The sequence below is a fragment of the Streptomyces sp. NPDC002851 genome (genome assembly GCF_053591935.1).
The window spans coordinates 224,825-250,017 of the sequence record NZ_JBSFUT010000001.1; the positions used below are offsets into that span (position 1 = coordinate 224,825).

Annotated in this window: 24 protein-coding genes and 1 pseudogene; 18 read left to right on the forward strand and 7 right to left on the reverse strand. The window is 70.2% G+C overall.

Annotation, left to right across the window (positions count from 1 at the left end):
• Positions 1-84 precede the first annotated feature (84 nt).
• The 4 genes from ACWD10_RS01080 (at position 85) to ACWD10_RS01095 (ending at position 4,039) form a co-directional block, all read left to right on the forward strand.
• Positions 85-912 (forward strand): hypothetical protein, encoded by an 828-nt coding sequence (locus tag ACWD10_RS01080; protein ID WP_451085581.1) that lies wholly within the window; start codon positions 85-87, stop codon positions 910-912.
• Positions 913-1,043: 131 nt separating this feature from the next.
• Positions 1,044-1,739 (forward strand): hypothetical protein, encoded by a 696-nt coding sequence (locus tag ACWD10_RS01085; protein WP_451085583.1) that lies wholly within the window; start codon positions 1,044-1,046, stop codon positions 1,737-1,739.
• Between the two features lie 315 nt (positions 1,740-2,054).
• On the forward strand, positions 2,055-2,720 hold the full coding sequence (locus ACWD10_RS01090) for an RNA polymerase sigma factor (RefSeq protein WP_451085885.1): 666 nt from the start codon (positions 2,055-2,057) through the stop codon (positions 2,718-2,720).
• Positions 2,720-4,039, forward strand: a complete 1,320-nt coding sequence (locus ACWD10_RS01095) for a hypothetical protein (RefSeq protein ID WP_451085585.1) — start codon at positions 2,720-2,722, stop codon at positions 4,037-4,039. Before ACWD10_RS01090 ends, ACWD10_RS01095 begins: the two co-directional genes overlap by 1 nt.
• A gap of 386 nt (positions 4,040-4,425) precedes the next feature.
• Here the strand turns inward: ACWD10_RS01095 and ACWD10_RS01100 are convergent, their stop codons facing one another.
• The gene (locus tag ACWD10_RS01100) at positions 4,426-5,199 is read right to left on the reverse strand and encodes a L,D-transpeptidase family protein (protein WP_451085887.1); all 774 of its coding nucleotides are present in this window, start codon (positions 5,197-5,199) and stop codon (positions 4,426-4,428) included.
• Between the two features lie 256 nt (positions 5,200-5,455).
• Between ACWD10_RS01100 and ACWD10_RS01105 the strand changes: the two genes are divergently transcribed.
• The 3 genes from ACWD10_RS01105 to ACWD10_RS01115 all read left to right on the forward strand — a co-directional run bounded on the left by ACWD10_RS01105 (position 5,456) and on the right by ACWD10_RS01115 (position 8,994).
• On the forward strand, positions 5,456-7,036 hold the full coding sequence (locus tag ACWD10_RS01105; RefSeq protein ID WP_451085587.1) for an acyl-CoA mutase large subunit family protein: 1,581 nt from the start codon (positions 5,456-5,458) through the stop codon (positions 7,034-7,036).
• Between the two features lie 106 nt (positions 7,037-7,142).
• A complete protein-coding gene (locus ACWD10_RS01110; RefSeq protein ID WP_451085589.1) occupies positions 7,143-7,736 on the forward strand; it encodes a Uma2 family endonuclease in 594 nt (197 codons plus the stop codon).
• Positions 7,729-8,994, forward strand: a complete 1,266-nt coding sequence (locus ACWD10_RS01115) for an MFS transporter (RefSeq protein ID WP_451085591.1) — start codon at positions 7,729-7,731, stop codon at positions 8,992-8,994. Before ACWD10_RS01110 ends, ACWD10_RS01115 begins: the two co-directional genes overlap by 8 nt.
• On the opposite strand, the gene ACWD10_RS01120 is transcribed toward ACWD10_RS01115, so the two are convergent.
• The 3 genes from ACWD10_RS01120 to ACWD10_RS01130 form a co-directional block, all read right to left on the reverse strand.
• Positions 8,927-10,084: an acyltransferase family protein gene (locus ACWD10_RS01120; protein ID WP_451085593.1), complete on the reverse strand. Its 1,158-nt coding sequence runs from the start codon at positions 10,082-10,084 to the stop codon at positions 8,927-8,929. The genes ACWD10_RS01115 and ACWD10_RS01120 overlap by 68 nt on opposite strands.
• Positions 10,081-11,442, reverse strand: coding sequence for a polysialyltransferase family glycosyltransferase (locus ACWD10_RS01125; RefSeq protein ID WP_451085595.1), 1,362 nt, complete (start codon positions 11,440-11,442; stop codon positions 10,081-10,083). Before ACWD10_RS01125 ends, ACWD10_RS01120 begins: the two co-directional genes overlap by 4 nt.
• 62 nt (positions 11,443-11,504) lie before the next feature.
• On the reverse strand, positions 11,505-12,494 hold the full coding sequence (locus ACWD10_RS01130) for a glycosyltransferase family 2 protein (protein WP_451085597.1): 990 nt from the start codon (positions 12,492-12,494) through the stop codon (positions 11,505-11,507).
• A gap of 187 nt (positions 12,495-12,681) precedes the next feature.
• Between ACWD10_RS01130 and ACWD10_RS01135 the strand changes: the two genes are divergently transcribed.
• The 4 genes from ACWD10_RS01135 (at position 12,682) to ACWD10_RS01150 (ending at position 17,719) form a co-directional block, all read left to right on the forward strand.
• On the forward strand, positions 12,682-14,025 hold the full coding sequence (locus ACWD10_RS01135) for a DUF6716 putative glycosyltransferase (protein WP_451085599.1): 1,344 nt from the start codon (positions 12,682-12,684) through the stop codon (positions 14,023-14,025).
• 97 nt (positions 14,026-14,122) lie between these two features.
• Positions 14,123-15,478 (forward strand): cytidylyltransferase domain-containing protein, encoded by a 1,356-nt coding sequence (locus tag ACWD10_RS01140; RefSeq protein ID WP_451085601.1) that lies wholly within the window; start codon positions 14,123-14,125, stop codon positions 15,476-15,478.
• A 13-nt stretch (positions 15,479-15,491) separates the two neighbouring features.
• Positions 15,492-16,445: an N-acetylneuraminate synthase family protein gene (locus ACWD10_RS01145; protein WP_451085603.1), complete on the forward strand. Its 954-nt coding sequence runs from the start codon at positions 15,492-15,494 to the stop codon at positions 16,443-16,445.
• Between the two features lie 20 nt (positions 16,446-16,465).
• Positions 16,466-17,719: a hypothetical protein gene (locus ACWD10_RS01150; RefSeq protein WP_451085605.1), complete on the forward strand. Its 1,254-nt coding sequence runs from the start codon at positions 16,466-16,468 to the stop codon at positions 17,717-17,719.
• Between the two features lie 9 nt (positions 17,720-17,728).
• On the opposite strand, the pseudogene ACWD10_RS01155 reads toward ACWD10_RS01150, so the two are convergent.
• The 3 genes and pseudogenes from ACWD10_RS01155 to ACWD10_RS01165 all read right to left on the reverse strand — a co-directional run.
• Positions 17,729-18,788, reverse strand: a pseudogene (locus ACWD10_RS01155) (hypothetical protein); the annotation flags it as partial.
• A gap of 112 nt (positions 18,789-18,900) precedes the next feature.
• Positions 18,901-20,139 (reverse strand): helix-turn-helix domain-containing protein, encoded by a 1,239-nt coding sequence (locus tag ACWD10_RS01160; protein ID WP_451085607.1) that lies wholly within the window; start codon positions 20,137-20,139, stop codon positions 18,901-18,903.
• 5 nt (positions 20,140-20,144) lie between these two features.
• Complete coding sequence (locus ACWD10_RS01165; protein WP_451085609.1) at positions 20,145-20,453, reverse strand: putative quinol monooxygenase; 309 nt, start codon at positions 20,451-20,453, stop codon at positions 20,145-20,147.
• A 245-nt stretch (positions 20,454-20,698) separates the two neighbouring features.
• Here ACWD10_RS01165 and ACWD10_RS01170 point away from each other — a divergent pair, with 245 nt between their 5' ends.
• From ACWD10_RS01170 to ACWD10_RS01200, 7 genes are all read left to right on the forward strand, one after another.
• A complete protein-coding gene (locus ACWD10_RS01170) occupies positions 20,699-20,992 on the forward strand; it encodes a hypothetical protein (RefSeq protein WP_451085611.1) in 294 nt (97 codons plus the stop codon).
• Positions 20,989-21,294: a hypothetical protein gene (locus tag ACWD10_RS01175; protein WP_451085613.1), complete on the forward strand. Its 306-nt coding sequence runs from the start codon at positions 20,989-20,991 to the stop codon at positions 21,292-21,294. Before ACWD10_RS01170 ends, ACWD10_RS01175 begins: the two co-directional genes overlap by 4 nt.
• A gap of 21 nt (positions 21,295-21,315) precedes the next feature.
• Positions 21,316-21,588, forward strand: coding sequence for a putative ATP-grasp-modified RiPP (locus ACWD10_RS01180; RefSeq protein WP_451085615.1), 273 nt, complete (start codon positions 21,316-21,318; stop codon positions 21,586-21,588).
• An 11-nt stretch (positions 21,589-21,599) separates the two neighbouring features.
• The gene (tgmB, locus tag ACWD10_RS01185; protein ID WP_451085617.1) at positions 21,600-22,559 is read left to right on the forward strand and encodes an ATP-grasp ribosomal peptide maturase; all 960 of its coding nucleotides are present in this window, start codon (positions 21,600-21,602) and stop codon (positions 22,557-22,559) included.
• A complete protein-coding gene (gene tgmC / locus ACWD10_RS01190) occupies positions 22,552-23,679 on the forward strand; it encodes an ATP-grasp peptide maturase system methyltransferase (protein ID WP_451085619.1) in 1,128 nt (375 codons plus the stop codon). Before tgmB ends, tgmC begins: the two co-directional genes overlap by 8 nt.
• Positions 23,680-23,789: 110 nt before the next feature.
• On the forward strand, positions 23,790-23,957 hold the full coding sequence (locus ACWD10_RS01195) for a hypothetical protein (protein ID WP_451085621.1): 168 nt from the start codon (positions 23,790-23,792) through the stop codon (positions 23,955-23,957).
• Positions 23,954-25,144, forward strand: coding sequence for a methyltransferase domain-containing protein (locus ACWD10_RS01200; protein ID WP_451085623.1), 1,191 nt, complete (start codon positions 23,954-23,956; stop codon positions 25,142-25,144). The genes ACWD10_RS01195 and ACWD10_RS01200 overlap by 4 nt, the downstream gene beginning before the upstream one ends.
• The last annotated feature ends 49 nt before the right edge of the window (positions 25,145-25,193 follow it).

Below are 25,193 nucleotides of genomic sequence, written 5' to 3' on the forward strand. Positions count from 1 at the left end.
CGTTTTCGTGTCGGTGTCGGTGTCGGTTCTGGCTCCGGCTCCGGTTCTGGCTCTGGTTCAGGTTCTGGCTCCTGTGATGACGGGGTGGAGCTCGGGGTCGGGTCACCTGCGGTCCGTGCGGTGCTCGATGCGGCTGCTGGTGCTGGTGCTGGTGCTGGTGCTGGTGCCGGTGCTTGTGCCGGTGCCGGGACGGACCGTGGTGGTGACCCCGAGCTCGGGGTCGCGCTCGCCGCCTACCGGGACGCCCGGGAGTCCGGGGCGCACGCCGCCCGCCCCCGCCGCCGGGACGACTGGCGGCCCCGGGCCGCGCGGCGCCGTCGGCTCGCCGTGCGGGCGTTGATCGGTGCGCTGCTCGCCGGGGTGACCGCGGGCGGCGTCGCGGTGGCCGTCATGGGCCGGCCCGCCGACGACGGGGCCGCGTCGACGGTCGGTCCCCCACGGGGCACCCGTTCCGCGCCGCCCGCGCCGTCGGCCACCGGGGACGACCCGGGCCCGCTGCCCACGGCGACCGGGCCGGACACCACGGCGCCGGGGACGGACCCGGCCGACGGGGCGCGGGAACAGGGGAAGGGCGACGGCGGTGGCCCGGAACACGGTGTGCCCGCAGATGTGGCCGAGCTCTGCCGGGAGTACGACCAACTGCACGGCCCCAAGAAGGACTTGGTCCGCGAGCGGCTGCACGCGGCCACCGAGGGCGACACGGGCGGTGGCCCAGGCGGCGGCACAGGCGGTGGCACGGGCGGTGACGAAACCGTCGAGGACACCTGCGCACGGGTACGGGCCCCGGGGGCCGAGCCGCGGTCGGACGGGGCGTCGGACGGGACGTCGGGCGAGGCCTCGGAGGGCGGCGCGCCAACTCCCGTGAGCACACCGTCCCTTGTGGGGACAGGTGGAGCCCTGCCCGAAGGGTGACGCCCCACCCGCCCTGTCCTCCGCCGAACCTTCGCGTACTCCGCCCGAAACCCCTCTGAGCAGGGGGTTATAGTCACCGTCCGGCCCGCGGAAGCAGCGGGCCGTTTCGATGATGGGGGAGAACGCGCAGTATGCGTACGACAATTACCGCCCGGGCCGCCGGTGCCGCCGCCACCGCCGCCGTCCTCGCATTCGTCCTCACGGGCTGCAACGAGACCGACGACCCGGCGGCCGCGCCGTCCACCGAGTCCTCCGCGCCCGCTGGTGACAAGGGCACCGACGGTGAGCAGGGCACGGGCGGTGCGGGAGACACCGGTGGCTCGGCCGGGGCCGGCGGCGACGCCCCGGCCTCCGACGGCTTCGCGGACGCGCTCGGCGCGGAGGAGGCCGCCACGGCGACGTACAAGGACGACGACGGCGCCACCAAGCTGGAGATCAAGCCCAAGAAGATCGTCAAGGGCGACTGGGCCGACTTCGAGGGCTTCGACCTCGAGGCGGACGACAAGAAGGGCATGGTGCCGTACTACGTCACCGTCTCCTACACCTCGCTCGGCGGCGCCGAGCCGTGGATCACCACCTGGGACGGCAAGCGGAACCTGCTCGCCGGCCCGGACCAGGAGATCGGCCGCATCACCATGCTGGACGACTTCGAGCCGTGCCCGGTCGTCGACCCGAACGTGAAGTCCGGCCAGTTCAAGAAGGGCTACGTCGAAAACATCTGCAAGGTGTACGGGGTGCCTGAGAACACCAAGGAGCTGTACGTGCGCTGGGGCGTCGGCGGCACCGGCGAGGACGTCGACCCGATCGTGTGGAAGGTCCTCGGCTGATCCACAGCCTGTGATCCACGGGATCCACGGCCTGTGATCCACGGCCTCAGCTGACCTCTTTGTGCAGGTCACCGCGGAGTGCGTGGCGGCTTCGGCAGCGATCGGCCGGGGCCGCCACCCCCCACAGGAGAGGCCCCGGCCGTCGCACGGCACGGGCCGCGCGGGCCCGTACTCTCTACAGCGCCGCGCCTGCGTTTTCTGTCACACCGCTCTGCGTCACACCTCGGTCGCGGGGGGTGCAGACATGGACGTGGGGGCTATTCACGCCGTAGCGTCTGGTTCGCGCTGGGCTGCGATACGGGCAGGATGAGGGAGTTGTTGGGGGACGACGCGGAGCTGACCGCCGCGGTGCTCGCGGCACAGGACGGGAACGAGACCGCGTTCCGTTCTGTGTACCGCGCCGTGCATCCACGGCTACTCGGCTATATACGAACGCTGGTGGGCGAGGTGGACGCCGAGGACGTCGCGTCCGAGGCGTGGCTCCAGATCGCCCGCGACCTGGACCGGTTCGAGGGAGACGCGGACCGGTTCCGCGGCTGGGCCGCGCGGATCGCCCGCAACCGCGCCCTCGATCACATACGTATGCGCGGGCGTCGCCCGTCCATCGGCGGTGACGAAACCGAACTCACCGGCAGGCCGGGCGAATCGGACACCGCGGGCGAGGCCATGGAGTCCCTCGCGACCGGTGACACGCTCGCCCTGATCTCCCAGCTCCCGCAGGACCAGGCCGAGGCCGTGGTCCTTCGCGTCGTCGTCGGGCTCGACGCGAAGAGTGCGGCCCAGACCCTCGGCAAGCGTCCCGGCGCCGTGCGCACCGCCGCCCACCGCGGCCTGAAGCGGCTCGCCGAGCTCCTCGGCGAGCAGGCCGTCGAGGGCCTGGACGCGGTGCCTCCGCAGCGGCCTCGACGCCGCGCGGCGACGGCCCCCGCGGCCCCCGCCGGTGTGACGCAATCGCGGGCGCGGACGCAGAAGGACATGTGATGGCGGACGAGGACTACAACTGGCTGGACGGAGATTCCGCGGAGCGCCTGCTGCGCGGTGAGCCCGTCGATGACATCGCCGTTGCCGCCGCCGACGATCACACCAGGGCGCAGATGGAGCGGCTCTCGGCCGCGCTCGGCGCGGCGCGCGCGGTGCACGGGTTGCCTGCCGGAGGCCCGGCTTCGGCTGCCGCTGCTTCTTCTTCCGCTGCTGCCTCCGCATCCTCCGCATCCTCTGCTTCTCCTTCGCGTACGGCTTCGTCGTCCGCGTCGTCCTCGGCGGGTGCTGTTTCGCGTACGTCCGCGGCCACCGGTGCCGCCGGCTCCGGTGCCGCCCCCGGCGCGCTGCCCGGTGAGGACGCCGCGCTCGCCGCCTTCCGCGCGGCGCGTGCCGCACGCGCGACGAGGGCTACCGGGGCCGCTGGTGCCTCGGCGCTCACCGACCGGGGCGCGGTCCGTATCGGACGCTCGGGCGGGCGCGGGCGCTGGGGTCGGCCCATACGGTTCGGGCTCGCCGCGGTGGTCGCGGCCTGCACGCTCGGCGGGGTCGCCGTGGCGGCGGGCACCGGTGTGATTCCGCTGCCGTTCGGCGACTCGTCGCCGGGGCCCAGCTCCTCCGTCTCGCCCGACCCGGCCTCGCCGGACCCGCTCCTCTCGCCGTCGCCCGGGACCTCCGAGCCGGGGCATGACATCGCGGGTACGGGCGACGCGACGCCGGACGGGCACGGCTCCCCGCAATCGCCGGGCGGCCACCCGAGCCATGGCGACGGCGACACCGCTCCGGGATCGGGCGGCGGCACCGGGACGCTGCCGGAGCCGGGGCACCCCTCCGCGGACCCGGGCGACCTGCGCGACCGGGTGGTCCAGGCCTGCCGCGACTACCAGGGCGGCAGGCCGCTCGACGCCGCGACGCAGCGCCGCCTGGAGCGGGCGGCCAAGAGCGCCGAGGACGTCCGCCGCTTCTGCGGCAAGGTTCTTGAGGCCGAGCGCCAGGGCAGTAGGCCCGGGTCCGGCTCCGGTTCCGGCGAACGGGACTCGGAGAGCGGCAAGGGCGGCAGCGGCGGCGGTAGCGGCAAGGGCGGTAGCGGCGGCGGTAAGGACGAAGGCTCCGCCGACGAGGGCGAGAAGGGTGACCGAGGCGACAAGGTCGAAGGCAGGTCGGGCCGCGTCGGCGCGCCCGCCCCCTCGGCCCCCTCGTCCGCGACCCCTACGCCCACGCCCACCGACAGCTCGACGCCCACCTCGAGCCCCAGCTCAACTCCTACGTCGACGCCGACGACCACCGAGCCCGAGCCCGAGCAGACTTCCTCGGCCTCGTAGAGGCGCCCTCTGCTCGCCTTCCTCCGCGTACCTCTGCTCGTCTCCCTCCGCGTACCTCTGCTCGCCTTCCGCGCCTCCTCCGCGCCTCCTCCGCGTCCCCCTCGCGTCTTCTCCGCACCCCTCCTCCCACCTCCCTCCCCTCATCGATCGATCCGTGGATCCGGCCCGCAAAGAGTCGTGATCATTCCGTGATTCAACGGGTGTGACACTTTTTGGCCCCGGCGCGCAGTTAGAAGTGAGCCGACTGGTCATCGGCTTCAGCGCGAGCCGGGGTTCCCCCCGTACCCGAGGCTCAGCGCATTGGCGGGGGTGGGACACGTTCCCCCGGTCCCACCCCCGCCCTCACTCTCTCCGCACTCGCGGCACACCCCCGGCCCCCCACGGGCTCACCGGTAGACGACGACCTTGTCGCCCTTCTTCACCTGCGCGTACAGCCGCGCGATCTTCTTCTCGTCCCGTACGTTCACGCAGCCGTGCGAGGCGCCCGCGTACCCCGTGGCCTTGAAGTCGGACGAGTAGTGCACCGCCTGGCCGCCGCTGAAGAACATCGCGTACGGCATCGGGGTGTCGTAGAGCGTCGAGACGTGGTGGCGCGATTTCCAGTACACCTGGAAGACGCCCTCGCGGGTCGGCGTGTACTGCGCGCCGAAGCGCACGTCGACGGTCGTGCGCGCCTTGCCGTCGACCATCCAGGTCAGGGTGCGGCTCTTCTTGCTGATGCACAGCACCCGGCCCGTCAGGCACCGCTTGTCGGGCGCGGCGGCGGGCTGGTCCCCGCCCGCGTACAGCTCGAAGTAGCCCGGCTTGCCGGTCATGTCGAGCAGCTTCTGCCAGGTGACCGGGTCGGTCTCGCCGGTGCGCGGCAGGCCGCGCTTGCCCTGGAAGCCCTTGACGGCCTTCGTCGTGGCGTCGCCGTACTCCCCGTCCGGATACGCGAAGAACCACGCGAGCGCGCGCAGCCGCGCCTGAAGTTCGCGCACCTTCATGCCCTCGTCACCGGGCGCGAGCAGCGCGTCCTGCGCCTCGGGCCTCGAGGACGGGCTCTGTGCGGGCTGCTGCGCCTCTGCCGCGTTGACCGGAGGCCGCGATCCGGTCGACGGCGGCTTGGACAGCGGCTTGCCATCCATCGGCTGCGGATTGCAGGCGCTCGCGACGGCCATGGCGGCGGCGACGCCCACGGACACGACTGATCTACGTATGACGGATGTGCGGTCCACCACGCCCCCCAGGTCCCCTTTTCCCTTTTTCCCCTTTTCACCTCTGAGATGTCTTCCGCGCGACAATGGTTGCCAACCGTGGCGGAATTCTGTGAGCAAGCTCCTAGCGTGCGGCACTCCACGGCGCGCACGCCGCCCACTACAGTCCGTCGCGAGGGTCGGCATTACCAACAGGTAGCTCTAGCGGGAGGCACAGCACATGGCGCGCGAGTCCGAGTCGGGACTGCCGATCGAGCCGGTGTACGGACCGGACACCCTCGAAGGATGGGACCCGGCTCAGCAGCTCGGTGAGCCCGGGGCGTACCCCTTCACCCGCGGCGTGTACCCGTCCATGTACACCGGGCGGCCGTGGACGATGCGCCAGTACGCCGGCTTCGGCACGGCCGTGGAGTCCAATGCCCGCTACAAGCAGCTGATCGCGAACGGCACGATGGGCCTGTCCGTCGCTTTCGACCTGCCGACGCAGATGGGCCACGACTCGGACGCCCCGATCGCGTCCGGCGAGGTCGGCAAGGTCGGCGTGGCGATCGACTCGATCGAGGACATGCGGATCCTGTTCGGCGGCATCCCGCTGGACAAGGTGTCGACGTCGATGACGATCAACGCGCCGGGCGCGCTGCTGCTGCTCCTCTACCAACTGGTGGGTGAAGAGCAGGGAGTTCCGGCGGAGAAGCTGACGGGGACCATCCAGAACGATGTGCTCAAGGAGTACATCGCCCGTGGCACGTACATCTTCCCGCCCAAGCCCTCGCTCCGCCTGATCGCGGACATCTTCAAGTACTGCCGGGCCGAGATCCCGAAGTGGAACACCATCTCGATCTCCGGCTACCACATGGCCGAGGCGGGCGCGTCCCCCGCGCAGGAGATCGCGTTCACGCTCGCGGACGGCATCGAGTACGTGCGGACCGCGGTCGCGGCCGGGATGGACGTGGACGACTTCGCCCCCCGCCTCTCCTTCTTCTTCGTGGCCCGTACGACGATCCTCGAAGAGGTCGCCAAGTTCCGTGCCGCGCGGCGGATCTGGGCCCGCGTGATGAAGGAAGAATTCGGCGCGAAGAACCCCAAGTCGCAGATGCTCCGCTTCCACACGCAGACGGCGGGCGTGCAGCTGACGGCCCAGCAGCCCGAGGTGAATCTCGTCCGCGTGGCCGTGCAGGGCCTCGGCGCGGTGCTCGGCGGCACCCAGTCGCTGCACACGAACTCCTTCGACGAGGCCATAGCGCTGCCGACCGACAAGTCCGCCCGCCTCGCGCTGCGTACGCAGCAGGTGTTGGCGTACGAGACGGACGTGACCGCGACCGTGGACCCGTTCGCGGGCTCGTACGTCGTCGAGAAGATGACCGACGACGTGGAGGCCGCGGCCCTCGAACTCATGGGCAAGGTCGAGGACTTGGGCGGCGCCGTGAACGCCATCGAGCACGGCTTCCAGAAGAGCGAGATCGAGCGCAGCGCCTACCGGATCGCCCAGGAGACCGACAGCGGCGAGCGCGTCGTCGTCGGCGTCAACCGCTACCAGCTCGACGAGGAGGAGCCCTACGAGCCGCTCCGCGTCGACCCGGCGATCGAGCAGCAGCAGGCCGAACGCCTCGCGAAGCTGCGCGCCGAACGCGACCAGCCCGCGGTCGACGCGGCGCTTGCGGCGTTGCAGGAAGCGGCGAAGGGCGAGGACAACGTCCTCTACCCGATGAAGGACGCGCTGCGCGCCCGCGCGACGGTGGGGGAGGTCTGCGACGCGCTGCGGGAGGTGTGGGGGACGTACGTGCCCAGCGACGCGTTCTGACGCTTCCGGGGCTGCGCCGCTTCGCCACTCGAACGGGTGAGCCCGTGCCGTATGTCTGCGGTGCGGGCTACTCTCGAAGCACAGTGATCCCCGAAAGGAGGGTGCCATGGCTGTGATGGAGCACGAGGTCGTGGAGCGAAAGATGACGCTCGTCGATGCTGCCGAATACCTGTGGGACGCGTTGCCCGGGCACCGAGTGGAGATTCTCCAGGGGAGCCTGACTGTGACACCGCCGGCCGACGGGACTCATGCGCTGTCGTTGACCTGCCTGATGGACGCGCTCAAGGCGGGGGCCCAAGAAGCGGGGCTACGGCGGGTACAGGGAATTGGGGTGTCGCTTCCTACCCGGCCGGGCGACTATGCGCTCCCCGACCTCTCACTGGTTGACGAGGACTTCCGTGACGCCCGGACCGCGAGTGGCTGCTATGCGCCGAACGTCTTCCGCCTCGTCGTCGAGGTAACGTCCCCGTCGAACTGGGCGGTCGACCTATATGCCAAGGCCGAGTGCTATGCCGTAGCGGGCATTCCCGTGTACGTCGTCGTAGATCGCAAGCACGACCGTGTAGTGGTTCTGACCGATCCCGAGGGCGAGGAGTACCGCGCCCGCTCCACGTACAAGCGCGGATCCGTGGTGCCCTTCCCGGACTCCATCGGAATTTCGCTGAAGATGTCGGTGGACGTGCTCCTCGACGGTGAGTAGGTTCGCCCGAACAGGCTTAGGCCGCCCCTTCCACACCCTCTGGGCCGCCACCACCGTCTCCAACCTCGGGGACGGCATCGTCGCGGCCGCCGCCCCGCTGCTCCTCGCCTCCGCCACCGACGACCCCGTGCTCATCGGGCTTGCCGTCTTTGCGCAGCAGCTGCCTTGGCTGCTCTTCTCCTTGGTCAGTGGGGCGCTCGTCGACCGGGTCGACCGGCGGCGGCTGATCGTCACCGTGCATCTGATCCGCGGGGTCGTCGTGGGCGGGCTCGCGCTCGCCGTCTGGTCCGGGCAGGCGTCCATTCCCGTGATCTACGCGACCGGGTTCCTGCTCGGCGTGTGCGAGACCCTCGGGGACAACGCCTCCGCCACTCTCATCCCCGCCGTCGTCCGCGACACCGACCTGCCCCGGGCCAACGCCCGGATGCAGGCCGCGTTCGTCGTCGCCAACAGGCTCGCCGGGCGGCCGCTCGGCGCCGCCCTGTTCGTGGCCGCGGCCGCGTTGCCGTTCGGGGTGAACGCCGCGACCTTCGTGGCTGCCGCCGTGCTCATCGCGACCCTGCGCAAGGTGCCGCGTGCCGAGCCGCCGCCCGAGCGCCGGGACCTGCGCGGCGAGATCGTCGAGGGTGTGCGCTGGCTCTGGCACGAGCCGGTGGTCCGGATGATCGCGCTCGCGCTGCTCCTGATGAACATCACGCTGCTCGCCGGGTTTTCGGTGCTTGTCCTCTACGCCCGCGATCAGCTCGGGCTCGATGCCTACGGGTACGGCCTGCTGCTCACCGCCACCGCCGTGGGCGGGCTGCTCGGGGCGGTGTGTGCGCCGCGGCTCCAGGCACGGTTCTCGGGGGCGACGCTGCTGCGTGCCGGGCTCGTGATCGAGACGCTCACGCATGTCGGCCTCGCGCTCGCCGGGACCGTGTGGCTCGCCGGGCCCGTGCTCGTCGCCTTCGGGGTGCACAGCGCGGTGTTCAACGCCGTCGAGCTGACCCGGCGGCAGCGGGCCGTGCCCGAGGCGCTGCGCGGGCGGGTGCAGAGCGTGTTCATGACCTTCGCCGTGGGCGGGAACGCCCTGGGTGCCCTCGTCGGCGGGCCCATTGCCGCCCGGTTCGGGATCGCCGGGCCCTTCTGGTTCTCCGCCGCCGCCATGGCCGTACTGACCTGTGTCGCCTGGCGGCCGTTCGGGCGGAACCTCACCCGGGCTTCGACGCGAGCCGCCGCCGCAGCAGCGGAGTCAGCCACTTCTCCACGTACCGGTTGAGCAGCCAGGCCAGGATCAGCATCAGCCCCACCGTAAGCACGAACGTCGCCCACGACGGCAGTCCGAAGTAGCGGTACAGGAAGCGGACCGAGACCCAGCCCAGGTGTTCGTGCACCAGGTAGAAGGGGTACGTCAGGGCGCCGGCCGTGGTCAGCCAGGACCAGTTGACGCGGTGCAGGTAGCCGAGGGCTATCGCCGCCACCGCCGCGTACCCCAGCGTCACCACCGCGATGATCGACCACGACGGGCGGAAGGAGAACAATTCCGGATCGGCCGGGTGCCACAGGCGGTCCACCGCGTAGTGCTGGCCCAGCAGCCAGCTCACCGCCACGATGCCCCACGCCGTCAGGTCCTTGCGGTCCCGGTGGACCAGATACAGGCCGATGCCGCCTATGAAGTACGGGGCGTACTCGGGCATCAGGACCAGGTCGAGGAGCGGCTCGTTCGCGCCCTCCGCTATCGCCGCCGCCAGCGTCCAGACCGCGCAGAACAGGATGATGCGCTGCCGGTTCGCTCCCGGCAGCACGATGCAGAGGGCGAACAGGGCGTAGAACCGGACCTCCGCCCAGAGCGTCCAGCACACACCGAGGACGCGGTCCACGCCGAGCGGCTGCTGCAGCATCGACAGGTTCACCAGCATGTCGCTGGGAGAGACCGCCTCGTAGATCACCGGCGGCAGCGCGAAGACCGCGGTCACCAGGAGCACCGCCGCCCAGTACGAGGGCAGCAGGCGCGAGGCGCGCGAGGCGAAGAAGGAGCGCAGCGGCCGCCCCCACCCGCTCATGCAGATCACGAAGCCGCTGATGACGAAGAAGATCTGGACGCCCAGGCAGCCGAACGCGAACCACTCGTGTGCGGTGGGGAATTGGACCTTCGGCGAGCTGCCCCAGGCCTGGGAGATCTCGCCGTCGCGGCCGCCGTAGTGGTACGCCGCCACCATCAGGGCGGCGATCAGGCGCAGGCCGTCCAGGGCGCGCAGCCGCCCCGCCGACGCCGCCCGCGGTATGACCTTGATCCTCGGGCTCGGGGCGGGCGCGGTGGTGTCCGAAGGGCGGGGCAGTGTGGTCCCGGTGGGGCTGGTGAAGCTCATCCGAGCGCTGCCCGCTTGACCGCACGGGCCCGCCGCGCCACCCGCCGTACCGTCGCATTACGCGGGATGAAGTCCAGCTGCGAGGGGATCGCACCCGGCAGCGCGAGCGCGGTGAGGCGACGCCGCTTGAAGTACCGCCTGGTGTGGGCGTTCAGATGGTTGGCGAGGTACGCCTCCGTCTCGGACCGCAGCTCCGGATAGATCTGCGGCTGCATCGCGAAGCCCACCGCCCGCAGCAGGCCGGTGAGTTCGAGGCCGGACGCGTTCTGCGCCTGCACCTTCACCGCGGTGGGGTCGGCGAGGTCGGGCAGGAGCGCGTCGACGAGGGTGACCGGCACGCGATTGCTGTTCTGGTACGGCGCCAGGCGCTCAAGCAGCAGCTCGGTGCCGGTGCGCGCCACCGGCAGGTCGTACAGCGTGGCGGCGGTGAGCAGCGCGGTGGAGAAGCAGCCGACGACCAGGGCGGGCCGCATCCGCTGGTACAGGACCTCGGCGAGCAACGGCTCGTCGAACACGGTGAGTTCGGCGCCGAGCTGCTCCGCCTCCTGCTCCAGGCGGCGCGACCAGCGGGCGGGCGCCGACGGGTGCGGCTTGAACACCACGCGGGTGTGGCCGAGTTCGACCGCGCCCTTGAGCATCCGCAGATGCAGATCCTCCTCCTCTTCGGCGCTGAGGATGTCGAGCGCCGAGAGGTACTGGCCGAGCAGCAGCGCCGGGCGGCCCTCGGGCAGCGCGACCGTCTGCTCGGCGTCGGCGAGCTCGCCGAGGACCTTGGTGAAGGCGTCGTTCGGGATGATCTCCGCCTCGACCCCGAACTCGGTGAGCAGCAGCGGCTCGAGGCCCGGCACCAGGTCGAGGTGGAGCAGCCGGTCGATGCGGGTACCCACCAGCGGGTCGATCTTGTTGCGCGTGGGGCCGTAGCTCATCAGGCCGTCCGCGTAGACGTCCACGGGCGCGCCCGTGAAGATCCGCGCGAGCGCCGAGGACGGGTTGACCTGGATCGACTCGACGACCAGCTCGACCGCGTCGTCCCCGAGCCCCCACAGCAGGCGCAGATACCGCTCCCACATCGGGATGTCATCGGCGCGCGGGGACCAGCCGCCCGGGTGGAGCGGGGCGATCGCCTCGTTCCAGGAGATCACCCCGTCGAAGCGGTCGCGAAGCCGCTCGAAGGCGGGCGCGTCGTCGAGGGCCGGGGTGGTCTCCGGGGTGGCCGCGTTATTGCTGACCAGGAGGAGCCGCCGGTGCGCGGGGCGGAAGCAGTCCGCGTCCAGGGCGGCGGCGAGCGTGGCGGCGCCGTACAGCGTGGAGGCGAAGAAGATCTGCGTGGTGCCGTCGGCGGTCCTGGTCGTGCTCATGGTGTGCGTGGTGCTCGTGGGGCGCGTCGTATGCGTCGTATGCCTGGAGGCCGCTTCCGCGTTCACTGGGCAGCCACCTCCGCCGTCACTGGGCGTCGGCGCAGTCGCCGCAGCCGGGTGGCGCGCTTGACGTCCATGGAGTCGAGCGCCTCGTCGAGTACGTCCTGCGGCATCCGCTTCAGTGCCGCGGCGCTCATCGAGCGCAGCTTTCGGGCCACGGGTGGTTCAAACCTTTCGATGGATCCCAGGTGGTGCGAAATGATCGCGCAGTACGTACGGACCGCCTTCGGAAGCAATGTCGAAGCCTCCGGATCGGCCGCGGTTTCCCGTACCACCTGGTCGAATGCCCGAATGAAATCGAGCTGCCGGACATCACCGATCTGAGTCAGGGACGACGCGACCCCGCGCCGGTAGTGCACGCCAAGGAGGCCGAGAACCGCGAAGGATTCGGCCTCCCGGTGAAGCCGCCAGATCCACGGCCGGTCCTCCGCGGTGCGCAGCCCGTCCGTGAAATGCAGCAGGCCACGGTCGACCAGGCGGCGGTGATACATCCCGGCCCAGGCGTACGCGTAATCCACCGCCGTTGAGCGGTCCGCGGGCAGGATCGCCGCGCGCGGATCGAGCACGACGCCCCGGCGGCCGTGCGGGAAGCGGTGCACCGAGCGGGCCCGCGCCGTGCACTGGACGTGGTCCGTGCGCACGAAGTCGACGCCCAACTCCTCCATGGCGCCGAGGAGTTGCTCGTAGTACCCGGGGGCGAGCCAGTCGTCGCCGTCCAGGAACGTGAGGTACTCGCCGCGAGCCGCGTCGAGACCGGTGTTCCGGGCAGTGGCCAGACCGCCGTTCTGCTCGTGCCGGATGTACTGGACCTGCGCGACGTCGGAGAGGTCGCGCTCGGCACGGCGCAGAATCTCCGGGGTGTCGTCTCGTGAACGGTCGTCGACGAGTACGAATTCGAAGTCTGCGCGCGCATTGGATCTGAGGCTTCTCAGAGTGTCCGGCGCGTATTGCTGCACGTTGTAGAACGGCACGATGACGGAGAGCTTAACCACGCAGGGGACACTAGGTGTCCGGACGCCATTCGTCTCGACCCTCAGTGGGATGGTAGGTGAACGACGCATGGCGGATTGGTTAACCGGCCTGATTCCCGGGCCAGTTAGTCATTCTGCGGTCTGCTGTTAACCGTTTGTTGCGTTCCGGTTGGGCCGCGGCTCCGAATGCCTTCCTAGCGTCTGTGACGTGCCAAGTCAGCAGAAGCAGCAGCGGGTCGCCGTACTCGCCGATTCCGACACCCGGTGGAAATGGGGCGCGCTCACCGCGCACCGCCTGGTGCCGGACGCCCGGCTCGACGGCTATCTGCTCCGCGGCCGGGCGACGCCCACGCCCCGCCAGCTCGAAGAGGTGGGCGTCCGCGCGGACACGCTGCGTGAGGTCACCGCGGTCGAGTTCCTGCGGGACATGGAGCAGGGCCTCCGGGATATGGAGCAGGGCGAGGAAGCGCCGTACGACGTGATCGTGCTCGCCCTCGTCGGCGGTGCCGTCCAGGCCGTCCTGCACGGGCTCGCCCGCGCGTGGCAGGGACGGAAGCGTCGCCCCGTGGTCGTCACCGGCTATGTCGGCGTCGTCTACGAGAAGCTCGCGGACGGTCTGCTGCTTCGGCACGGCGCGGACGTCGTCCTCGCCAACTCCCGTCAGGACGCGGAGCGTTTCCGCGCCGTGTACGAGGGAGTGGGCGCCGACGCGTCGAGCGTCGTGGAGTGCGCGCTGCCGTTCCTCGGCGGCGCCGCGTACGAGCCGGGCACCCCGCACGATCCGTACACGGTCGTGTTCGCTGCGCAGCCCTCCGTACCGGAGAGCCGCGCGGACCGTACGTATCTGCTGCGGCGGATGGCTCAGCACGCCCGCCGCCACCCGGACCGCGAGGTCCTCATCAAGCTCCGCTCCCGGCCCGGCGAGCACACCACGCACCTCGAAGAGCTGCCGTACCAGAAGCTCGCCAAGGCCGTGCCGCTGCCGCCCAACTGCCGCCTGGTGTACGGGCACATGGGCGAGGTCCTGGACCGCACCGACCTCCTGGTCACGGTGTCCTCGACCGCCGCCCTGGAGTCCCTGCACCGGCGCATCCCCACCGCGGTCCTCACCGACCTCGGGGTGCGCGAGGCGCTCGGCAACCACCACTTCATCGGCTCCGGCTGCCTGGCCTCCTGGGACCAGCTGGACGAGGGGCACGTTCCGGCGCCGGACGAGGCGTGGCTGGCCCGGCAGGGCGTCGCCGCGGACGGGGCGTACGAGACGGCTTACGACGCCGCCCGGGCCCGCGTCACGGTGCTCGCCGCGGCGAGTACCGCCGGTGAGCTCCCGCCCATCGCCCCGTACTACAGCCGCACCACCGCCCCGGGGTATCTGCCCGGCATCCTCGCCCGGCACCACCTCGGGCCCGACGGCGCACCCCTGCCGGGCGCGCCCGCGGCCGCCAAGGAGCCGGGACCCGTGCGCCAGGTCGTGCGCCAGGCCGCCCGCGGCGCCTACCGGCACGGGGTGCAGCGGGTGGCCCCGGTGATCCGGCGGATGGGGGAGCTGTGAGCGCCGCCGCGAGCCGCCTCGCACCCCGCTGCGAGCCCCCCGTACGACGCCCGCGAGCCCTCGTACGACCTCCCCGAATCCTCAAGGAGACCTGCCCATGAGCACCTCGGAAGCGCGCCAAGGAGCGCGCCAAGGAGCGCGTCAGGGAGCGCACCAAGGAGCGCGCCACGGAGTACGCCGCGTGCTCGCCGTGATCCCCGCCCGCGGCGGCTCCAAGGGTGTACCCGCCAAGAACCTCGCCCCCGTGGGCGGCGTGCCGCTGGTCGCCCGGGCCGTACGCGAGTGCCGCGCCGCCCGGCTCGTCACCGACGTCGTGGTCTCCACCGATGACCAGGCCATCGCGGCCGTGGCCCGCGAGGCGGGCGCCGAGGTGGTGCTTCGCCCGGCCGCCATCGCCGGGGACACCGCCACCTCCGAGGCCGCCGTCCTGCACGCCATGGACGCCCACGAGGCGCTGCACGGCGCGACCGTGGACGTCGTCCTGCTCGTGCAGTGCACCAGCCCGTTCCTGACCCGCGAGGACGTGGACGGCGTTGCCGGTGCGGTGGTCGAGAAGGGCGCCGAGACGGCCCTGACCGTGGCGCCGTTCCACGGCTTCGTGTGGCGCGACAGCGAAGATGACGCCGACGCGGCGAGTGCCGCGGGGGGCGCGGTCTCCGGCGTCATCGCCGCCCAGCGCGCCGGTGGTGGCACCACGGTGGTGGCGGACGCGAAGACCGCGGGCACCGCGGGCGGCTACGGCGTCAACCACGACAAGTCCTTCCGGCCGCGCCGCCAGGACCGGCCCCAGGACCTCCTGGAGACCGGTGCCGCGTACGCCATGGACGCCGCGGGCTTCCGCGAGCACAGGCACCGCTTCTTCGGCCGTACGGACCTGGTGCGCACCGACCCCGCGCGGACCCTGGAGGTCGACGACCCGCACGACCTCGCCCGCGCCCGGGCCCTGGCCCCCCTCCTGGACCGCGCGGACCTCCCGACCCGGGAGGACATCGCGGCCATCGTCATCGACTTCGACGGCACCCAGACCGACGACAGGGTGCTGATCGACTCCGAAGGACGGGAACTGGTCGCCGTGCACCGCGGCGACGGACTAGGCATCGCGGCGCTGCGCAAGGCCGGGATTCCGCTCCTGATCCTGTCCACGGAACAGAACCCGGTCGTCGCCGCAAGGGCCCGGAAATTGCACATCCCGGTCCTGCACGGCATCGACCGCAAGGACCTCGCCCTCAAGCAGTGGTGCGAGGAGCAGGGCATCGCGCCCGAGCGCGTGCTCTACGTCGGCAACGACGTCAACGACCTGCCGTGCTTCAGCCTCGTCGGCTGGCCCGTGGCGGTCGCCAGCGCCCACGACGTCGTCCGCGGCGCCGCACGCGCGGTCACCACCACCCCTGGTGGCGACGGCGCGATCCGAGAGATCGCGTCCTGGATCCTCGGTCCCTCTCTCAACAAGTAAGGAAATTCCTGCTGTGTCTACTTCGTCTTCTACGTCCCGCCTCCGCACCCTCGGCAACAAGACCGCGGGCCCCGGCCGTCCCGTCTACGTCACCGGCGAGATCGGCATCAACCACAACGGCGACCTCGAGAACGCCTTCGCGCTCATCGACGTGGCCGCCGAGGCCGGCTGCGACGCGGTGAAGTTCCAGAAGCGCACCCCGGAGATCTGCACCCCGCGCGACCAGTGGGACATCGAGCGCGACACCCCCTGGGGCCGGATGACGTACATCGACTACCGGCACCGCGTGGAGTTCGGTGAGGACGAGTACCGCCAGATCGACGAGCACTGCAAGAAGCGCGGCATCGACTGGTTCGCCTCCCCGTGGGACACCGAGGCCGTCGCCTTCCTGGAGAAGTTCGACATCCCGGCCCACAAGGTCGCCTCGGCCTCGCTCACGGACGACGAGCTGCTCCGCGCCCTCCGCGCCACGGGCCGCACGATCATCCTGTCCACGGGCATGTCGACCCCGAAGCAGATCCGCCACGCGGTCGAGGTCCTGGGCTCGGACAACATCCTGCTCTGCCACGCGACTTCGACCTACCCGGCGAAGGCGGAGGAGCTGAACCTCCGCGTCATCAACACCCTGCAGGGCGAGTACCCGAACGTCCCGATCGGCTACTCCGGCCACGAGACGGGCCTGCAGACCACGCTGGCCGCGGTCGCCCTGGGCGCCTGCTTCGTGGAGCGCCACATCACTCTGGACCGCGCGATGTGGGGCTCCGACCAGGCGGCGTCGGTCGAGCCGCAGGGCCTGCAGCGCCTCGTCCGCGACATCCGCGCCATCGAGTCGTCCCTCGGCGACGGCGTCAAGAAGGTGTACGAGTCCGAGCTCGGCCCGATGAAGAAGCTCCGCCGCGTCACCGGTGTCGTCGCCGAGACGGAGTCTGCGGCTGCCGACGCCGACCGCGAGCCGGTCGCGGTCTGACCAGGCGGCCGGGCGACACGATGACGTCCACACACGGGCCCGGCACCGGGCCCACCGGCACCCCCCGGGATGCGGAGGCGACGGCTCCCGCGCCCCGCATCCCGGGCCGCCGGCACCCCGAGCCCGCCGCGGCGGCGGAAGGCCGCCCGGCGGGCCCGGGGCGTGAAACGGGGCGCGAAGAAGAGGCCACCTCGGCCGGGGACGGCGCCGTGGGACACACCTTGGCCTTCGTGGAGAGCCCGGTACAACTGCTCAACGTCCTGGAATGGGCGTACGCGGCGGGGCTGCGGCAGCAACAGGACCGAGGCAATGCCTCGCTCACCATCGTCGTCCTGTCCCCCCTGGACCCGATGTCCCGCGGCCAGCTCCGCCGCGTCGCGGAACTCGCCCGGGACGAGCACTGGACGGTCCGCTGGCAGGAGGCACGGGGCGGCGCGGCGGCACCCCTGAAGACGGTAGGGGCGCTGACACCGGACCTCCGCAAGGCAGACCGGGTCGTCATCGGCGACCCCTTCTCCCGCTACGTACAACTCCTGCTGACGATCACGCGCGCCCGCGACCTGGTGGTGGTCGACGACGGCACGGCCACGATGGAGTTCATCGCCCAACTCGGCGACGGCGAACGCCTGGTGCGCTGGCACCGCAGAGGCGGCCGCCCAGGCGCACGCGACCTGATCTTCGCCCCCTTCGCGAAGGCGGCGGTCCGCCGCCTGACCCCCACCCGGGACCGCGAAGTCGAAGTCTTCTCGTCCATGCCCGTGGACCAGGCCCCGGAGGGCATCCACCGCACGGAAAACACCTTCGCCTGGACCCGAGCCCGCTTCGGCCCGCCCCGCATCACGAAGGGCGCGGCAGACCTGGTGGGCACGTCCTTGGTGGAGACGGGTGTGGTGGACGCGGACCGTTACCTAGAGGCGGTCACGACACTCGCCCGCACCCACAACGCCACGCGCTACTTCGCCCACCGCAGAGAATCCACGGACAAGCTCCACCGCCTGGCCGCGACAACGGGCCTGGAAATCGTCCGCCCCGACCTGCCATTGGAACTCATCGCCCGTAGAGGGCCCATTGGCCGGACGATACTGAGCTTCCCGTCAACGGTCGTCCACACGTTGCCGCTCGCCTTGGCGGGGACGGGGGTGGAGGTGGCGGTGTGCGACATCGACCGGGACTGGCTTACGGAGGGGGCTTCGCCTCGGGCTGAGGGGTTTTTGTCGGGGGTTACGGGGACGGCTCGGGATGTGCACCGGCTTCAGTCGGTACGGACGGCTTGAGCCGAGGACTCAGGCAGCGGCCTTGGCCGCGGCGACTTCGCGTGCACGGACGGCGAGTTCACGCACGGGGCGGGCGGTCGGGTGCGTGCGCAGTGCGGTGCGCATGGTGCGGAAATGGTCGTCACCGCGGTTGGAGGAGACGTGTTCGTACTCGTCCAGGAACCGTGACCAGCTCTCGCAGGCCGCGTCCAGGTGCCCCAGGCGCAGTTGACGTTGCGCGAGGACCGCGTAGGCGTGGACGCGCCCTTGGCGTTCCTGTTCGGGCTGGAAGCGAATGGACTGCTTCAGGGCCTTGATCGACCCTTCGAAGTCACCCTCCTCGCACAGGACATGGGAGACATGGAAGAGGTACGCGGTCCGGTCGTAACCTCCGATGGCGTCCCTGCGGTTGTCCGCCCTCGACAGCGCGATTTCAGCTTCCTTGAGCCGAGCGTGCGCTTGGTGCTTGAGGCCGACCATGGACGCGGAGTGGGCCTGCTGTCCGCGCAGGAACGCCACCAGGCGTGGCCCCGCGGCGGGTGCGGCTTCCGCGGCGGAGTCCGCGAATTCCAGGGCTTTGGAGCCGTATCGCAAATTGGAGGCCTGGAGCGACATGCCGCGCAGGGTCCTGCAGAACGTGACCTGATCTTCTGCTTCGCGGGCGAGGCCGAGTGCCTGGACGTAGTAGCGCTGCCCAAGACCGTGAGCCTTCTCGTACATCGCCATCCATCCGGTCAGATATGTGAGATCGGAGGCGGCGGCGAGCATCTTCTTGCGGACGGAGGGGGTTGCCTGCGCTTGGAGCCAAGGGCCGACCGTGTTGACGAGGAACGCCGAGGCCATGGGCATGGCGTGCCCGGCCCCGAGTTCATCGAGAATGTCCGCGATCCGCTCGGTCATGGTGCGAACCGACTGCACCTGTGAGGCGCCGACGCGAACGGTCTTCTTGCCCGGGGTGACGGGCGCGTCCGCGGCCCGCGCGGGCAGGGTGAACGCGGGTACGGACAAGGCAGCAGAGAAGACGGTGGCAGCCAGCACGCTGCGGCGGGACGGATCCATCGTTGCCCCTTCCGAGGTCGGTCAACTCCTGCGGAATTCACGGTGTTCAGGTCTTTCCGTCTTCTCACGGTACCCGTGCAGAGTGTCGGAGCGGTTACCTGCTGCACCGGCGCCGAACGTGGCATCGAGGCGGGACCGCTCCATCAGGCCATGGCATCGGTCCTGTCGGCGAGGCGCTTCAACTCCGGGGGAGCGGAACGACCTGCGACGAGCATGAGGTCACGGACAGCTGACCGGGCCGCTACATGCGACTGAATCATCTCGGGTGCGAGTTCTTCGGAGCGCAGGAACCATTGAAGCGCCTCGCCGACGTGGCGGAGCTGCGCGTGGGCGCGGCCGAGATCCATGGCGAGTCGGGCTTGACGCTCGATTGAGAGATGGGCGGCGTCCAATGCCTCGCCGATGTCGAGCGCTTCTCCGGCGTCGCCGAGGTCCACGGCCACCGAGACCGCCTGGATTTCCACATTGGTCGGGCCGAACTCCAGGTCGAAGTCGTTTCTGTCCTCGCCGAGTTGGCGCGCGACACGGCGGGCATACTCCAGTTCCCTACGCGCGTCGGAGCGGTTCTCACAACGGGCGTACACCAGGGCCAGGACCAGGCGCAGGGAGCCGAGAAGAGACAGTGCTTCTTGAGTGGCACGCTGGGCGTCGTCTGTGTGTCGCTGGAGGACGCTGGCCGCCGAACGTGCCGCATGCTCGGCCTGGTCGTAACGCTTGAGCCGGACGAAGGCGTGGGTCAGCCGGAAAATGCCTGCGAAGACGTCCAGCGGTCTGCCCGATCGCTCAGCCGCGCTGATGGAACGGTCCGCTGCCATCCAGGCGGCATCTGCCTCGTTCTGACGGACGAACGCGGCCGCGAGAGCGTGATAGGCGCGCGCAAGTAGCGCGTATGCCTCGGGCCGGTCCGCCTTGGCCGTCGTGCGCGTCGCGCGCTCGAGGCGCGGCAGGTTGCGAGCCAGAACGCTGCTCAGTTCCGCGAACTGGTCGTCGTGAGCCAGGCGCCAGATATGGTCCACGGCTGCTCTGAGACCAGCCAACTCGTGGCTCTCTTCCGGGTCTTCCGAAGCAAGGACGACATCGAGAGCGGGATGACCAGAGATCAGGAGCCTGGCCTGATCCAAGTCATTCGGCTCCGGATCGGACGCCGGTGCTTCAGCCGGTTGCGGCGCGTCCGGGCGCAGCCCCTGGACCGAGACTCCGAGGGCATCTGCCAACAGCCTTAGTACGTCCAGGCGGTTGACCGGCTGGACGCCACGCTCGACCTGGGACAGCCAGCTCGGAGTCCGGCCGATCTCGGCGGCGAACTGCTTCTGGGTCATGCCTCGTTCGGCCCGCAATGCGGCAATGCGAGCGCCGAAGGCGTGCTGCCCCTCGTCTGCCACTGCTGTCACTGCACCTTTCCATCAACTGTGGCCAAGAAGGTCACCTCAGTCTGCGCTACGTAGCGGTCCCGCTCCCGAAGGAAGTGCTCCACGTGCGGCTGTCGCTCATGGGCCTCGAATGCTGCCCGGTCTTCGTACAACTCGTAGAAGACCCGGATTCCTGGCTCTTCCGGTACGCGGTGGGTCAGGTAGAGCGCCGTGCCGGGCTCGTTGGCTCTGATCCCCTTGAGGGTCTCGGCGACCAGAGCGTCGAAAGCTTCTTCCGCCCCTCCATGCAGGGTAAAGCGGACAACTAGCCCAAAACCTGGGTGCATTCACTGCTCCTCTCACTCGCAGTCAGGTTCTCAGGTTGACCACCCTCTCGATAGTGACAGTTTTACTTGACTCGCAATTTTTCTGTTACTAGTTTCGTGGTTGCGCTGCTACTCGGCGTCACGGTGCCGGTGGCGCTCCCTCTTGGACGCCTGCTGGTCAGGCGTCGTCGGTTCAGCGCAGAAAGAACCCCCGCAGCCGCGTCAACGGCCCGGGGGCATGGCCAACCTGAGGAAAGCAGGTCGACATGAACCACGGTATCGCCCGGCTCTTCGAGGTGCTGCTACTGCCCGCCACGGGCCGTCACCGGTCGGAGAACTCCAGCCCCGCAACACCGCATGTGGCCCCGCCCACCGCACACGTGCCGCTTGCGGCATCGGTCCTGAGGGGAGAGGACACCCGACTCGTCCGCCCCTACCTCGTCGCCCATGAACGCGAGGAGGCCCGGAGGCAGCGCGCTCGGCGCCGCGCCCTCTGGCTCTCCGCGTACGGCATCGATGCAGGGCCACGCCATATCCACGGGGTGGAGGTGACGGCATGAGCCTCCACGACGACTCTGCTCGGACAGCCCGCCTACTCCCCTGGTCCAGCCCGGAGGGCAAGCCCTGCTACCTCATCGGTGACCGCACCGGCTCCTCCAGCTATGTGTCTCGCGTCGCTGACGACATCGAATCCGTGCAGCTCGACATCGCCGACGAACTGCTCGACCACGCGGCCGACATGCTGGCGGACCAGCACGTCACCACGGCCCAGTTGAGGTTCCTGGCGGGCCGCCTGGCGGAAGCCCTGCGCGACGTGAGTCGTATCGCCATCAGTCGGGGCGACCGCCTCCCCTCACACTGATCAGGAGGAGACATGCAGAGCATGCAGAAGCGCATCTCAAGTACTGAGGCGATCACGCAAGCCGCGTGGGGTCTGCGTCGTATGGCTCCGCTGCGCAACGGTTCGCCCTCGCTATGGCGGTACGCGGGTATCGACCCGGCCACGCAGACGGGCCGATGGATCGGCGAGGACGGAGAGGTGACGCCTGCCGAGCTTGGCAAGCACGGCACGTCCGTCAACACCTATCCGCCCACGCAGGTGGGCAAGGACGGCAGGGTGGACCCGGACTCCGGCCACGACGCCGAGCAGGACTGAGAGGGGGCGCCATGAACGGACGCCCGGTGCTGGTCTCTACACGGGACGAGGACGCAACCGCTGACCTGGTCATCGCGGAACTGAACCGGCGCCGGGTGCCCGTCCTCCGGTTCGATCCCGGTCGGGACTTCCCCGATTGCGCGGTGCTCGCCGCCCGTACCGGGGCGACGGGCTGGGGCGGGTGGCTTACGGTCGGGGACCGTACGGCCGATTTGTCGGCCGTACGCGCGCTGTACCACCGTCGGCCGAGCGCCTACCCCACGAACGGCGGCGAGCAGGCGGCCCGGTTCGCCGCTCAGGAGAACCGGCGCGGGCTTGGCGGCGTGCTGGGGGCGCTGTCGGAGTGCCTGTATCTGAGCCACCCACAGGCCGTCGCGCGAGCGGAATACAAACCCGTCCAGTTGGACGCGGCGACTCGCGCAGGGCTCACGGTCCCGGCCACTCTCATCACGAACAACCCTGTGGAGGCCGAGCAGTTCTGCGCCGAACAGCCCACGATCTACAAGCCGTTGCATGCAGGGGCGTACGAGGTCGAGGGCGAGCCTGCCGGAATCTGGGCCGCCCCGGTCCGGGCAGACGAGATCGACGACGCGGTGAGCCGCAGCGCGCACCTGTTCCAGGCGCAGGTCCCCAAGGTGGCAGACGTGCGGGCGGTCGTCGTCGGCGAGCAGGTGTTCAGTGCCCGGATCACCGCACCGCCTGGGGTCGTGGACTGGAGAGCCGCATACCAGAGCCTCACCTATGAGCCGGTTACTTGCCCGGACGATATCCATGAGGCACTGACGCAGTTCGTCACCGCCTTCGGTCTCAACTTCGGAGCCTTCGACTTCGCCGTGACCGCGGACGACGGATGGTGGTTCCTGGAATGCAACCCCAACGGCCAATGGGCCTGGCTCGAAGACGCGGCCGCACTGCCGATCACACACGCCATTGCAGATCTGTTGGAGAACGGAGCGAGCCATCATGACTGACCCTCTGGAGTCGGAACGGCTACGGGCCGACCTCGCCCGGCACCTGTCCAAGGTCGGCGCCCTGCGCAGCCCGGAGTGGGAGGCGGCCGTCATGTCCGTGCCCCGTGAAGCGTTCCTCTCGCGCGGCTGGTTCGAGTACGAAGAGGGCGGTTGGTACCGGCCTGCTGCGGGGAACTCCGCCGAAGCACTCGTGCGGATCTACGAGGACGACACCCTCGTGACGCAGCTGGCCGGAGGCGTGTTCCCCGACCAGGTCGAGGGACGCATCGCCGCCGCGCCCTCGTCGTCGTCCACCCTGCCGAGTCTGGTCGTGCGGATGCTCGAAGACCTACGGGTGACCCAGGGGCCCCGCGTCCTTGAGATCGGCACGGGCACCGGATACTCAACCGCATTGCTCTGCCACGTAGTTGGCGAGAGCAACGTCACTACGGTCGAGGTCGATGCTGAAGTCTCAGCCCGCGCCGGAATGGCACTCGCGGGTGGCGGATACTGGCCGACCCGTGTGGTCGGTGACGGCCTCGCGGGCCACAAGCAGGGCAGCAGGTATGACCGCGTGATCGCCACGTGCGGCGTGCACACCGTGCCGACCGACTGGCTGGCGCAGACCCGGCCCGGCGGTGAGATCCTGGTGACGGTCGGCGGATGGATGCACGCGTCTGAACTCGTACGGCTCACGGTCGCCGACGACGGCACGGCCAGCGGTCCGGTACTCGGCGGACAGGTTGCATTCATGCTGGCCCGCCCGCACCTTCCGCCCCCGCTCGGGGTGCTGCCGAACCTCAGCGGGGGCGAGGAGGTGCCTACGGAGCTGGGCGCGGACGTGCTCGATGACTGGACGGCTCGGTTCGTCGCGCAGTTCGCCGCACCGCGTGCGCAACGGCTCGTCCTGGAACGGGACGGTCGTACGGAGCACGTAGTGATCGACGTGGCCGCCGAGTCGTGGGCCGTCGTCTTCCAGGATGACGAGCGGTGGCTGGTGCGACAGGGCGGAACGGCCCGCCTGTGGGATCAGATCACTGAACGCGTCTCGCAGTGGCTGGCGGACGGTCGCCCGTCCGTCGACCGTATGCGGCTGCACGTCGGCCCCGATGGGCAACGACTCACCTGGGCGCGGGTGTGAGGTGGTGGCGGGGGTGGTGGGTGGGGCCTCGACTGGCGCCGTGACTCGGGCGCCTCACCTATGTGCCCACCGAACTTCCCGGCTACGTGGCCGACGGTATACGCGCTTTGGTGAGCCGACTCCAACTCGTCTTTGCCGCCCTCGACTTCATCGTGGACACCAAGGGCACGTACTACCTCGGCGACGTGCATCCGGGCGGCCAATGGGCATGGATCGACCTCACTCGTGAACCCATCACGCATGCGCTCGCCGATCTGCTGGAGAAGGGCGTCCCATGACCCCCGACCCCGACTTTCCTCAGGATGCCGCCACCGCGCGCGCCAAGCTTGCCCAGGCGCTCGTCGAAGCGGGCGACTTGGCCGACCCGGCATGGCGCGCAGCGTTCGAAAGCGTCCCCGCGGACGCCTTCGTTCCGCACTTCTACGACCACACCGGCCGCAAGGTGGCTGCCGACGATCCCGGGACCCGCGCCGAATGGTTCGCCGCCGTGCACGACGACCGCGCCCTCGTCACTCACCACACCAATGGCGCCGCGACCTCGTCGAGGTCACAACCCTCGATCATGGCGACCATGCTCGAAGCGTTGAACGTCGAGGACGGCGTGGGGACGAAGGTCTTGGAGATCGGCACCGGCACCGGCTACAACGCCGCCCTGCTCTCGCACCGGCTCGGCGCCGACCACGTGACGACCGTCGACACCGAGCCCGAGCTCGTCCACGCCGCCCGCACGCACCTTGCCGTAGCCGGATACGACCCGTGCGTCGTCCTGGCCGACGGCGCGCACGGGCATCCGGAGCGCGCCCCGTACTCCCGGATCATCGCCACCTGCAAGATCAACGCCGTGCCACAGGCGTGGGTCCGCCAGCTCGACGACGGCCCCGGCGAGTCGGCCGGGCAGATCCTCGCCCCGCTCGGTAACGCCCTCGTACGCATCCACCGCACCGGCTCGCGCCATGCCGAGGGCCGCTTCCTCCCCGGCGGCGCCTACTTCATGCCACTGCGCCGGGTGGCAGGGGACGGCATTCCCACTCGCCGCCCCGACCTCCCCGCCCCTGCCGACAAGGGCCGCGTCTCGGCACTGCCTGCCGCGGCCATCGCGAACAACGCCTTCCGGTTCCTGTTGAGCATCGTCGAGCCCGACCTCGACTGGCAGTACGACCTTGCCTCCGACGGTACGGCCAACAAGCCCATCGCCGTGCGTGTTTGGTCCCCGGACGGGGCGCTCGCCAGCCTCCGCGCCGACGGCACCGTGAGCGAGACGCGCCCGCGTCCCCTGTGGTCAAGGCTGGAAGAGGCGTACCGCGTGTTCACCGAACATGACGAGCCCGGCCCCGAGCGCTACGGCTTCACCCTCGATGGCGACGCGCAACGCGTGTGGCTCGACTCCCCGGGTGGGCCATCGTGGAAGCTGCCCACGTCGCCCCGAACGGACAAGTCCACCGCTGGACGCTGCAGCTGTAACTGACGACAACCACGGGGGAGGAGCGCCGATCGGTCCTGGCGGGGCGGTCGAC